The 11,485-nt window shown below is 33.7% G+C and carries 12 protein-coding genes and 3 pseudogenes; 11 read left to right on the top strand and 4 right to left on the bottom strand.

The annotated features are described in order from the left end of the window. Positions 1–34 precede the first annotated feature (34 nt). Positions 35–454 carry a FosB/FosD family fosfomycin resistance bacillithiol transferase gene (gene fosB / locus CD126_RS11730; RefSeq protein ID WP_049405346.1) on the top strand — a complete coding sequence of 140 codons (420 nt, stop codon included), beginning with the start codon at positions 35–37 and terminating at the stop codon, positions 452–454. A gap of 56 nt (positions 455–510) precedes the next feature. Here fosB and CD126_RS11725 read toward each other — a convergent pair. Together CD126_RS11725 and CD126_RS11720 are read right to left on the bottom strand one after the other, a co-directional pair. Then, a pseudogene (locus tag CD126_RS11725) lies at positions 511–1,477 on the bottom strand (IS30 family transposase). Between the two features lie 137 nt (positions 1,478–1,614). Continuing rightward, positions 1,615–2,445 (bottom strand): KilA-N domain-containing protein, encoded by an 831-nt coding sequence (locus tag CD126_RS11720; RefSeq protein ID WP_049405342.1) that lies wholly within the window; start codon positions 2,443–2,445, stop codon positions 1,615–1,617. A gap of 252 nt (positions 2,446–2,697) precedes the next feature. On the opposite strand from CD126_RS11720, the pseudogene CD126_RS12365 reads away from it, so the two are divergent. Next, positions 2,698–2,831 (top strand): annotated as a pseudogene (locus CD126_RS12365) (helix-turn-helix domain-containing protein); the annotation flags it as partial. Positions 2,832–3,114: 283 nt separating this feature from the next. Here CD126_RS12365 and CD126_RS11710 read toward each other — a convergent pair. Beyond that, entirely contained in the window at positions 3,115–3,795 is a 681-nt protein-coding gene (locus tag CD126_RS11710) for an ArsR/SmtB family transcription factor (protein ID WP_049405339.1), read from the bottom strand. Positions 3,796–3,903: 108 nt separating this feature from the next. Between CD126_RS11710 and CD126_RS11705 the strand changes: the two genes are divergently transcribed. From CD126_RS11705 to CD126_RS11665, 9 genes and pseudogenes are all read left to right on the top strand, one after another. Beyond that, positions 3,904–5,277, top strand: coding sequence for an MFS transporter (locus tag CD126_RS11705; RefSeq protein ID WP_103370520.1), 1,374 nt, complete (start codon positions 3,904–3,906; stop codon positions 5,275–5,277). A 71-nt stretch (positions 5,278–5,348) separates the two neighbouring features. Then, positions 5,349–5,486 (top strand): annotated as a pseudogene (locus CD126_RS12055) (VraH family peptide resistance protein); the annotation flags it as partial. 295 nt (positions 5,487–5,781) lie between these two features. Beyond that, positions 5,782–6,423, top strand: coding sequence for a Panacea domain-containing protein (locus tag CD126_RS11700; RefSeq protein WP_049405338.1), 642 nt, complete (start codon positions 5,782–5,784; stop codon positions 6,421–6,423). Positions 6,424–7,061: 638 nt separating this feature from the next. Beyond that, positions 7,062–7,496 (top strand): GNAT family N-acetyltransferase, encoded by a 435-nt coding sequence (locus tag CD126_RS11690; RefSeq protein WP_049405337.1) that lies wholly within the window; start codon positions 7,062–7,064, stop codon positions 7,494–7,496. A 97-nt stretch (positions 7,497–7,593) separates the two neighbouring features. Beyond that, positions 7,594–8,337 (top strand): HAD-IIB family hydrolase, encoded by a 744-nt coding sequence (locus CD126_RS11685; protein WP_049405336.1) that lies wholly within the window; start codon positions 7,594–7,596, stop codon positions 8,335–8,337. A gap of 139 nt (positions 8,338–8,476) precedes the next feature. After that, entirely contained in the window at positions 8,477–8,860 is a 384-nt protein-coding gene (gene panD, locus CD126_RS11680) for an aspartate 1-decarboxylase (RefSeq protein WP_002472341.1), read from the top strand. A gap of 120 nt (positions 8,861–8,980) precedes the next feature. After that, positions 8,981–9,457: a pyrimidine dimer DNA glycosylase/endonuclease V gene (locus CD126_RS11675; RefSeq protein WP_103370519.1), complete on the top strand. Its 477-nt coding sequence runs from the start codon at positions 8,981–8,983 to the stop codon at positions 9,455–9,457. A 37-nt stretch (positions 9,458–9,494) separates the two neighbouring features. After that, positions 9,495–9,977, top strand: a complete 483-nt coding sequence (locus CD126_RS11670) for a TspO/MBR family protein (protein WP_049405332.1) — start codon at positions 9,495–9,497, stop codon at positions 9,975–9,977. Positions 9,978–10,241: 264 nt separating this feature from the next. After that, entirely contained in the window at positions 10,242–10,433 is a 192-nt protein-coding gene (locus tag CD126_RS11665) for a CsbD family protein (RefSeq protein WP_002472386.1), read from the top strand. Between the two features lie 139 nt (positions 10,434–10,572). On the opposite strand, the gene CD126_RS11660 is transcribed toward CD126_RS11665, so the two are convergent. Beyond that, positions 10,573–11,061 (bottom strand): DUF805 domain-containing protein, encoded by a 489-nt coding sequence (locus tag CD126_RS11660; protein WP_049405330.1) that lies wholly within the window; start codon positions 11,059–11,061, stop codon positions 10,573–10,575. Between the last annotated feature and the right edge of the window lie 424 nt (positions 11,062–11,485).

Below are 11,485 nucleotides of genomic sequence, written 5' to 3'. Positions count from 1 at the left end.
GTGTAAATACTCCGTAATAATTAGGAGGATTTAAATGATAAAATCAATAAATCATGTAACTTATTCTGTTTCCGATTTAAAAAATTCTGTGGATTTCTATAAAAATATATTAAAAGCTAAAATTTTATTAGAAGGTAAAAATACGGCTTATTTTACTGTTGGCGGCGTATGGTTAGCCCTTAATGAAGAAAGTGATATACCTCGAAATGAAATTCAGTATTCTTATACTCATATAGCCTTTTCAATAGACGAAAGAGAGTTTGATGGTTGGTATAAATGGTTGAAAGAAAATAATGTAAATATACTTAACGGACGCCAAAGGGATGTTAGAGATAAAAAATCAATATATTTTACTGATCCAGACGGCCATAAATTAGAATTGCATACAGGTACTTTGGAGGATAGATTAAAATATTATAAGGAAGAAAAGAAACATATGAAATTTTATTATTAACACTTTCTTAACGATCAAGTACACTAGGGGTAAACAGCTTCATAAATTATCTAATATCATTCATCAAAAAAGCTAGACAGTTTTTCATCTTCAATTAAACTCAAAAATTTTTCTTCAGGTGTAAGATAATTAAGAGATTTACGGGGAATATGAATTAACTTATGTGTTATTTTAATCATTTCCTCGTCATTGATTTGATTAAAGTCCATCTCTTTATGTAGACCATGGCGTCTTAAAAAGCCCATTCGTATGTTCGTTAAGCCCACGCTGTGAAGGAGTGCCAGGGTCAGCAAAGAAAATAGATATATCGTGCTTGTTACTTATAGCTTTCCAGTTAGAAAATTCCTTCCCACAATCAAAAGTGATTGATTTGAAGAGATTTCTAGGACAAGCTTCTAACATTTCATCAAGTGATTCTTGAATATCACGTGCTGTTCTACCCTGAGGTTTTAGCGTAATCGCAAACTTCGTTTGACGTTCGACGAGAGTGATAATGGCGCTTTGATGATGACGTCCAACAATCGTATCACCTTCAAAGTGACCAAATTCTTTATCGAAGTGTTCAAACTCATCTTTACGTGTAGAAATATTACGTAGAAAACGATGACGTCCTCTACGTTCTTTATGGTGGTTAGGTTTACGTTTGCCTTTCATAGCAAGTTTCTTTGTAGGGAAAGTACCTCGATGAAACATGCGATATAACGTTTTTACTGAACAGTTAACGTGCTTTTCTTTACGCCCGAGAATAGCATCGGGAGACCATCCTTGATTAACCTTATGTTGAATATAGGAAGTTTGATCTTTAGGAAGGCTAATCTGCTTACGACCACAACGTGATTTATTTCGCTTATAACGTTGATAATAATCGATCGCTGTGAGACCTTCTTTAAACGCATTAATAACGTTGTATATGGTTTGTTTCGCGCGCTTGAGGCGCTGGCACATATCGGATACTTTTAAGCCTTGTGTAAAATAAGTCTCTAGCATTGAAATTTCGTCCATGGTAAGATGGGAATAGGTCATACTGGTTAAACTCCTTTTGTTTTGTGGTTATTATGAATTGAGTTTAACACAGATGACCTTTTTTAGTGTTTAAGTGTCTAGCTTAATTTTACAATGCGTGATATATAAAAAGATCCAAATTTAAATACAATAAAATTTTATTCAAGTAAATGATCACTTTCAGATTTTGGTAATGATTTAGAATTTAGTAGTGATTCCATCTGTGATCTTGCTAATTCATTTAGTTTTACTAGTCTTTCTTTCGGAGAAAACCCTTCTTTTATTAATTCTGCATTTCTAGACTCAAGGTTACTTATAACTATTAATTCTTCTATCGATGCATTATCTCTTTGATTTCCTTTTTTATCAGGATTTAGGCTCTTCCATTCTTTTGCAGTATAACCAAATATAGCAACATTTAAAATATCAGCTTTGTTGGCATATGTGTACCCGATTTTCTGTTTTGATAAGTTTGAGTTTATCAGGTTTTCTTTTATAGCATCAGTATGGATAGTATAATTTGTTTTGCTAATTAATCTTTGTAATTGCCATTCTATATTTTCGGTATCATTTTCTTGTTCTTTTAATCGTTGGTAGTCTTGAATAATATATAATTTAAATTCGGGAGATACCCATGATGCAAATTCAAAAGCAATATCGATGTGTGCATATGTACCCCCATACCGTCCAGCTTTAGAAATTATACCAATAGCATTAGTTGCCTCAATCCATTTTGAAGGTGATAAAGTAAAAGCATTTGTACCAGAAGCATTTTTAAAGTGGTCGAATTCGCCCACTTTAAAATTTGGATTGTTTAATGATTCCCATACTCCTAAATATTGTATTGTATCTTTAGAACGTAACCAAGTTTTAATCACGTCTGCTGGTGTATCACTTTTATATCTTGCTATATCAGTCAAACTGATATAATCATCATTTTTTCCTTTAAATAAGGATATTTGTAAACCATTTGCTTCTATTTTATCCATTTGAAATCTCTCCTTACCACCTTTTATTAAGGGGTCTTACTCACATAAGTTCTAGCTAAATGTATTATCACAAAATTTTCATTATATTCATCTTTTAATTCTGTGTGAAAATCTATCTGTATGCTTATTTTTTCGAGTGACGGATTGCAATATAAAGAGCAACATTCAAAATTTCATAAAAAATACCCATAATTGGCACTTTATTGTAAGATGTTAATACACCACTAAAAACAAATACAAGGGAGTGCCAATATGAGCTATTTACATCTTACTATATATGAGCGTTCAAGTATAAAGATACTAAAAAAGAAAACTATTCTATGAGAGTGATTGTTAAACATCTTAATCGTTCAGTCTCTACAGTTTCTCGTGAGATTAAGCGTAATGTGACAGAGGGGCGTCTTAGCAAAAGTAACTCAAGAAGGATCTAATTATGCTTTGAATGAAATTAATACTAGACTTAAAAACATCTTAATTGGGAGGTCCCTTATAAAATTTTGAACCTAAAATTGTTGAACTTAAACTAACTATTTATAAAAAAAGAGGCAACCGTCGCAACAGTTAACCTCAAGTACACTCCGCAGATATGTACCGCTGTTTGTATTTTATTATCCCTCTTTATTTCATATAAAGCAAGTGAAATTATGATTCTAATGTTATCTCTTTTTTTCACCCACACACATCCATACCTAAATACTTCTTAAAGGCTTCCTTTCCTTTTCGAGTTATCTCAAGACAGCGATTTGTATCCGTTTCATAAATCCAAGATAGTTTGAATAATTGTCTAGTAATCCTTAGAGCTACAGGACCGGCGATATGATATTTTCGTTCGGTCCAATCAATGTGCTTTGGAATAGGTTTCGCATACATACTTTTTTCAGTTTCGAGTCCTATTAACTTAAACCAATCTTTGCCTTCTTGAGTTAATATATAATATTCTTCAAATTCTTTAAGATAGCCATTTTCTAGTAAAGATTCAGTGAACCATACGCCCATCTTTCCCGCAAGATGTCCATAGCATGAACGCATATAGGATAACTTTTCTTTTTTAGTCGTTTCCCTTAAGGAATTATTATTTATTGAAGGAGAAATCACTGCTAAAGCATTTATCGCGTTTATAATCTTATCGTTAGTAATTTTGTAATATCTATGGCGTCCCCATGATTCTACTGAAATTAAATTTGCTTTCACTAATTTCGAGAGATGTTCGCTTGCTGTCTGCGGTTTTACGTGTGCTAATCTCGCTAATTCTCCAGCAGGAAGTGCTTTCCCGCTTGAAAGCTCTATCAACATAGTAAGTCGTGTCTTATGACCTATTAGTAAAATGTTCTCTGCAAAATCTGAATACATCGACTCATCCTCTCTGCTTTCACTCTTTATCATAACTGATTATTATTTCGGCGCTAACCGAAATGTTATAACGATATGCTTAAAGTAGTGAACAGGGAGGGTTGATAGATGAACGTTGTTTCTAAGTATTTTGAACGAATCGTTGTTTTTATCGCTGGAATGGGTGTGTTTTTATCAACTTTAGATACCGGCATCATTAATGTTGCATTACCCACTTTAGTTAAAAGGTTTCACGTGGATACAACAACTATAACTTGGACTGTTACGTTGTATACTTTGCTTTTAACAGGCACAATTATTGTGTTTGGAAGATTAAGTGATCGATATAATCGGCTTAATATCTATAGCATTGGACTACTCGTATTTTTGCTAGCCTCTGTTTTATGCGGAATTTCTAATCACATTTTACAATTAATTATGTTTCGCGGTCTACAAGGTATAGGAGCAGCAATGTTACAAGGGACGGCCACTGCTATAATTACTACTAATGTTTCAGAAGAACGACAAGGATCTGCATTTGGAACTTTAAGTATCATATTGGGTATAGGGCCTGTGCTAGGGCCGAGTTTGGGAGGGGTATTACTATCGATTGCGAATTGGCGATGGATATTTTGGATCAATATCCCATTTGTGTGCGTAGGATTAGTAGGTTGTTGGTTACTGAAAAAGCGTGTAGTACAAGAACAGAACATTTCTGTCAATTTAGATTTATGTGGCAACACATTATTATTTGTATCGGTTTGTTGTTTGTTACTAGGTTTGATTTCGTGGGCTCATCAATCTATAACGAAATTTTCGGTGTATAGATTTATACTCATTAGTATTATAGCTTTTTGTGTATTTATTAAATGGGAGCTAAAAGTTCAGAAACCTATACTGAACTTACGGTTATTTAAAGACTTCTCATTTTCAGTTTCGGTGTTGGCTATACTTGTATTTGGTGGTGCTACATCTTTAGGGTTTATTGTACCTCCCTATATTTTAGGAAAAATAAGTCATCTCTCGTCATGGCAAATAGGGATAGTTAATTTAGCTTCTCCTTTAGGATTAGTTCTTATTTCGAAAACGGCAGGTAAATTAATGAATCGGATTAATAACATCGTATTAATGTCTGTTGGATTAGGCTTTATGGTTATAGCGTATGGTAGTTTAGGGCTGTTTAAAAGTAGTTTAACACCATTATTGTTCTTTTTATTTTTATTCATTTATGGGGTTGGAGGAGGTTTGTTTCTCCCGTCTAACACTTCGGTAATAATGAACTCTGTATCTCAAAGTATGCAAGGAACAGTCGGGTCAGCGCAGAGAATGGTTCAAAATATAGGTATAGCGTTATATACGGCTATCACCTCATTATTTATTAACCCTTCTTCGTCCAAAACTACATTGATATTGGGTGCTAGGGAAGCTTGGTTATTTGCATCTCTAACAATTCTATTGATATTTATACCGTTTATAGTAAGATATTTAAAAGAAAAATATTAAAATACTGATTAGTATAAAATGCAGAGGAGGTTAAATATATGAGTATAGAGGAGATCTAGAATTATTTATTAAACAAGAAGTGGGATTCTAATGAAGTCTTGAGGCTAACATTATATGTGATAATAGCTAGTATACTTACTACACCTTTACTTGGCATACCTATTGGGGTCATTGCTTATTTGTACTTGAGTGATGACGAATTTGAGTAATTTTTGAAAAAAAAGTTAGATAAAACTTCATAAACCATTATGAATGCACGCCTTTATTGACAACCCTTACCTGTTGATAAAGGCGTAAAATATATATTCGAGACCTTTCAAAAGAGTAGATACATCTAGTGAAATAAATTATATTATAATAAAACAACGCATTCAGGTAAATATTGAAAGATAAGTGATTAGAAAAACTTCTTGTAAAATATAGTAAGTTTAGTTCACACTTTTACAGCAGATGTATGCTGTTATTTTTATATGAGCTTATGTGCTTGTAATGGAGGTATTTTATATGATTAGCCAATATGATGTTTATGACGTTGCCAATTGGTTTTATAACAACAATTTAAAGATACAAGAGAATACGTATGAGAGTAACCTGACATTAAATCAGTTATTGTACTTCGCTGACTCTTTTAATTACGTAATAAATGGAAGAAAGTTAATCAAACAAGAAGTGGTCGGTTATATGGATGGATCCGTTTATCAAGATATTTATATTGATTTTAAAAATAATGGTATGAAGTTAACTAAAGAAAATCATGATAGTCTAGATGATGAGACAGTAAAATTACTAAAGATTATTAATTTTATGTTTGGACAAAGTGATAATTATAAAAATCTAAGTGATATTGCACATGAACAGAGTCCATGGAAAAATAAAAAAGAAGATTGTGAAAAGGTAAATTATAATCCTGGATTAGATTTAGCTGACTTTAATAAAGAAGAAAGAACTAATATAATTGAATTATTTAACTCTTATAAAGCGCTAGATCTAGATAATTTGTTAGTAGCTAAGATAGGTAACAATACCATTATTTATTCACGTGATACAAAACTAACAGATGAAGATCTCTTAAAATTAGAAGCGTTAGAGAAAGAGGAAGACAGTTTATTTGTTGAAAAAATAGACGGAGAGCTCGTTTATGGATAAAGATAGTGTATTTATCGTTAAAATTGAATTATTTATCTGACGGTAGTTATTGATTGAAAGAAAAGATAAATAGGAGAACATTATACAAATTATCCCCCACTATCATAAGTTTAGTGGAGGATAATTTGTGCAGTTAGAAATAGTATTAACTACTAGGATTAATACTTATAACAGCGACATAATTAAGGGTATACAAATTTGTACTTTACATAACAAATACAAAGAATACTACTATAATGATGGCATTAATTGGTAGTAGAGATACACAGAACTTTTTAGCTTTTTGTTGCAAGGTGTTTCTGTTATTTAAAATTGTCTCCACTATGAATGTGCTACACAATACTTCTAAAAAGAGAATTGAGTAAAATAATAAATTAGTGGTAAAGATATCAGTCATCGGAAAAGCGAATAGAATTAAAATGGTCGCAAATGTAATGGTAAATAGTATTTATCTAATAGTTTTCTCATATTTGTCACCTGCTTAATGCTGGAATATATAATGAAAATAAAATTTTAATACAATGACATTCTATATAATTAATATAGTAAAACTCTTACAATTAATAAATAATTCGTAATAATCCAAGAATATGACACATATGAGGGTGGGCTTAACCATTTATTACTGGGAGGTACATATGCGACTTATTAAAGAAAAATTAGAAGCTAAAGACTATCACAAAGTCCTAGATATATGGAAAAGATCTGTACTTGCAACGCATGATTTTTTAGCTGAAAAAGATAGAAAAGAATTAGAAACAGAGATTCCAACTTACTTAAACTACGTAAATGCGTATCTGTGGTATAAAGAGAACGAATTAGTGGGTTTCTCAGGTACAAACGATGAAAACTTAGAAATGTTATTTCTCGATCCACAGTATTTTAATAAAGGGCATGGAACAGAAATACTACAGTATCTCATAAATGAAGAAAACATTCGCTATGTTGATGTTAATAAAGATAATGCTTCAGCGATGCAGTTTTATCTAAAAAATGGCTTTGAAAAATATAGTGAATCTCCACAAGATGGTCAGGGTAGGGATTATCCTATTTGTCATCTTCAACTTAAGTAAATGATAAATTCGATGAGCAGCTGTTAAAAATATTATATGTAAGACATCGGGCAGACTTACCTTAGAAGCGGCTTATGAAAGAAAGAGGAGAAAACTTATGATATTTGTGATGGACGTGGATGGGACAATTTGTTTCAACGGTATGTATATAGAGGAACCGTTACAGAAAGAAATTAAGAATATAGCTACAAAACATCAAGTAATCTTTGCTTCTGCGAGACCTATTCGTGATTTACTTCTAGTTGTACAAGGTTTTGAAAATCATACATTAATTGGAGGAAATGGTTCAATTATTTCTCAAGATAATCAAATTTCAGTTGTGAAAAGTATTTCTGAGGATCCATTTAACCATATTAAATCACTGATCCATAAGTACAATTTACAATATATTATTGATGATTCCTTTGACTATGCGGCTAATGTTAGTCCTGAGAACGCGATATTTAAACAACTCGATCCATCACATTTAGCCAATCGTCTTACTATAGAGGATGTTGAAAAGCCAATTAAAGTGATACTTATCGACCTCGACGAGCAGTTGTTTGAGTTAGTTCAACAAGAATTGAAAAAATTTGAGTCAGCTCTCTCAATTCATTACCATCGTCGTGAGAATAATATTGATATCACAGCGCAAAATATTAATAAATACAAGACATTAAGAAAAGTAATTGGAGAAAAGCCTTATATAGCTTACGGAAATGATGCGAATGATTATGAGCTACTCAAACACGCGGAGAAATCTTACTTTGTCGGTGAAAGTGATGGGAGTATGCGATTGACTAATGCAGAATATTTAGAGAGCCATGCGCAAGCAGTAATAGGATCGTTAAAGGACTATTAGCTTAGCACATTACTAGTTCGTTACACTTATCATTTAATAGTAATTGTCGCGAAACACCTGCACATTGTTCAAAACCTCAAATTGTGATTTAATAACTATGTTATCTCGAAGAAATATAGAAATAGGAGATCGGTTAAACATGTATAGAACAATGATGCATTCAAAGATTCATCGTGCACGTGTTACAGAGTCAGATTTGAATTATGTAGGTAGTATAACGATAGATTCTGATATTCTGGACGCAGTGGACATCTTACCCAATGAGAAAGTTGAGATTGTAAATAACAATAATGGCGAACGCTTTGCGACTTACGTCATTGCTGGTGAACGAGGCAGTGGTAAAATTTGCTTAAACGGTGCAGCTGCACGTCTCGTTCAAGTTGGCGATGTCGTAATTATCATGACTTATGTACAATTAGAAGAGTCAGAGCTTCAAGGTCACGCTCCTAAAGTAGCCGTGTTGAACGAAAATAACGAAATCGAAGAAATGATATTAGAAAAAGAAAATATGACATTGAATTAAATGTGTATCTCTCATCTGTGAAGGTGGGAGATTTTTTAGTTGTACGATAGAACATTACTCTGCTTGAGTAAGTCAATAAAGTGGTATACACACAGTAGTAATGCAAAGTGAGGAATGTGTATGCAAATCTTTAGGGTCAGTTCGGATCACCATCAAAGTGCGCAATTTCTTGATAATCGACGGTTGTCGAAGCAGGTGCTTGAGCTTTATCAAATTATTAGAGTGTGTCTTGCTGAAATGGAGATTATTGAAGGCAACACGCGCTATTTGTCTCACCCGATTGTGAAGCATGTCTATCATGATGGTAAGCCATATCTACTAGATGCGTATGCATTGTTGCGAGCGATGTATGAGGAGCATCAACAACGTGGTGGGAAACGGTCATCAGAGTTCCGAGAGGACTTAAATCATTTAGAACGCATCATAACGCAACATCAATCTCGATTTTCTGCCGAGTCTTTACCACCCATTTTCGTTTATGGTGATGAGAAGGTCTATGGTGAAGCGGCTTACATACAGTATCAGAGATTATTGTATGAAAAGTGGGCGACAGATCGCATTCCTCCACGGTGCAACATCTATAAAACACAAATTTAAGTGTGCCCGACTACTAAAAAAGTAAGGAAGTGTAGAAATGAATATCATACGACGAATTGTAGAGCTATTTACTCCACTAGCAGGGGGTAGTTTAATTGGTAAGATGACTGCTAAAGAAGCGCCGAAAGACTTCAAGAAGTTTAAGAAACCGCCTTTTTCACCGCCGAAGAAAGCCTTTCCTATCGTGTGGCCGATTCTTTATTTAATGATGGGCGTAGCGTATGTGCTTGTGAAAGTGAGAAGAGGCAAACATATGGCGGAAACAATTGCTCATTATGTGCAACTAGGACTCAACTTCGCATGGTCATTACTGTATTTCAAAGAGAAAGCGCGTCGACTTGCACTTGTTGATAGCTTTCTATTGTTAGGTGCAGTAATTACGACGACGGCGATTTACTTGAAGAAACGTCCACTCGCTGGTTTCCTCATGCTGCCGTACGTGATTTGGTCTGCCTATGCGAGCTATTTAACCACAGGAAATTATGTGCTCAACAAGGATAACCCAAATTATATGGATTAAATCTTTTCTTCTTGCTATTTTTTTAAAATAACTCACCAACACCACGACATTCATGCTTATCATGCGTATAAATTCTATGCATATAAGCAACAAATGTAACGCTGAAATGAATAAAATGTGAGTTTAAATGTTTAATCTATCAACGGATGGATATAAATAAATTAAGAAGACGATGTGTCTTTTTAAAATAAGATGAACTGTGACACAATTCCATGAGCTAATTTAATTCGTGTCTCAGACAATACTCAAATGGAGGTATTTAACATGGCTGAAGGTAAATTTGATCAAGTTAAAGGCGACGTTAAGAAAAAAGCAGGAGAAGTAGCAGACGACCAAAACTTAAAAGACAAAGGTGACGCTGACAAAGGCGAAGGTAAAGCTAAAGAAACTGTAGAAAAAGCAAAAGATAAAGCTACAGATGCTATTGATAAAGTAAAAGATAAATTCAGTAAATAAGATATATTAAAAGGCTTGGGTCTCTCGACTCAAGCCTTTACTTATGCCTATAAAATCGCATCGCAGACCGACACCTAAGTTTCATTAGCGAATGTACTGAAATCCCGCAATTTTCCATATTTTAGCTACCGCTTTAACATCATTCTTCAATTTTACCACTTTGAGTGACAGGAGGTTCTCCATAACGATTAACTGAAACATTGCCCCTCCGCAGACAAACAATCAACGAATAAATGAGCAATAAATAATAAATTGCGGTCAAAATATACGCCAGAATATCAGTGTAATCAATAATCGGATCGTTGCGATAGAACAGATTATCAATAAAGTCATTGATATCTAAAAATAAGAAAAAGATAAATAGAATAAGTGGGAAAGCTAAACTCTTATCGACATCGTGATAGCGACGTGCCATCAGAGTAAGCTGAGGGATAAAGAGTACCCACTTAAACACGGATAGCGCAATCACACCAGTTCTAGACAAATCGCCTAGAAGCAGACTCAAGATTGCGGAAAGAAGTATGTATAGGGCAAAGTGTATCAAGGTCGGCACCCAGAAGTCTTGTCGACTTGCTCGCCCTTTATAATCAAACGCGTGACGCCAAAAACGGATATAACTTTGATGCATGAATCAGTCGTCCTTTCTCTAGTTGTTAACGGATCTAGGTTATTCCTCTTACTTCGAATCTCTTTAAGCTTATACGAAACGCTACGGCATTTCAATCTTGTTTAGTGGACAATCTTGTCGTGAAATACTTAACGCATTTAGGTAAAATGACTCACTTTCTCTTCTTCGTATTTTTATAAAATGTCCATAGCTCCCACTTCATCTGTTTAATCTACGACAAGCTCCTCGTAAAACATGAAACGCTCAACAACTTTTATCCATTTCCACCAATTACACACAAAAAAACGCACCCCCAAACTTGAGGGCGCGCTATCTATCATTCTATCCAATTAAATCGGCTGTACACTTTTAATGGTTGGTGATAAAAAATCACTAGCCGTTAATTTTCTTTATACACCAAAAAAGGCACGAATATCTCTATAAT

The organism is Staphylococcus pettenkoferi, assembly GCF_002902685.1.
GTDB lineage: Bacteria > Bacillota > Bacilli > Staphylococcales > Staphylococcaceae > Staphylococcus > Staphylococcus pettenkoferi.
The sequence above is the reverse complement of the archived record's forward strand: the minus strand, read 5'-3'. Positions and strand labels throughout refer to the sequence as shown.

Bases quoted from the DNA above. Each gene is read 5' to 3' on its own strand.
- CD126_RS11720 (WP_049405342.1), bottom strand. From the start codon at position 2,445: ATGGATAAAATAGAAGCAAATGGTTTACAAATATCCTTATTTAAAGGA.
- CD126_RS11710 (WP_049405339.1), bottom strand. From the start codon at position 3,795: ATGTATTCAGATTTTGCAGAGAACATTTTACTAATAGGTCATAAGACA.
- CD126_RS11700 (WP_049405338.1), top strand. From the start codon at position 5,782: ATGATTAGCCAATATGATGTTTATGACGTTGCCAATTGGTTTTATAAC.
- CD126_RS11705 (WP_103370520.1), top strand. From the start codon at position 3,904: ATGAACGTTGTTTCTAAGTATTTTGAACGAATCGTTGTTTTTATCGCT.
- CD126_RS11660 (WP_049405330.1), bottom strand. From the start codon at position 11,061: ATGCATCAAAGTTATATCCGTTTTTGGCGTCACGCGTTTGATTATAAA.
- CD126_RS11675 (WP_103370519.1), top strand. From the start codon at position 8,981: ATGCAAATCTTTAGGGTCAGTTCGGATCACCATCAAAGTGCGCAATTT.
- CD126_RS11690 (WP_049405337.1), top strand. From the start codon at position 7,062: ATGCGACTTATTAAAGAAAAATTAGAAGCTAAAGACTATCACAAAGTC.
- CD126_RS11685 (WP_049405336.1), top strand. From the start codon at position 7,594: ATGATATTTGTGATGGACGTGGATGGGACAATTTGTTTCAACGGTATG.
- panD (WP_002472341.1), top strand. From the start codon at position 8,477: ATGTATAGAACAATGATGCATTCAAAGATTCATCGTGCACGTGTTACA.
- fosB (WP_049405346.1), top strand. From the start codon at position 35: ATGATAAAATCAATAAATCATGTAACTTATTCTGTTTCCGATTTAAAA.
- CD126_RS11665 (WP_002472386.1), top strand. From the start codon at position 10,242: ATGGCTGAAGGTAAATTTGATCAAGTTAAAGGCGACGTTAAGAAAAAA.
- CD126_RS11670 (WP_049405332.1), top strand. From the start codon at position 9,495: ATGAATATCATACGACGAATTGTAGAGCTATTTACTCCACTAGCAGGG.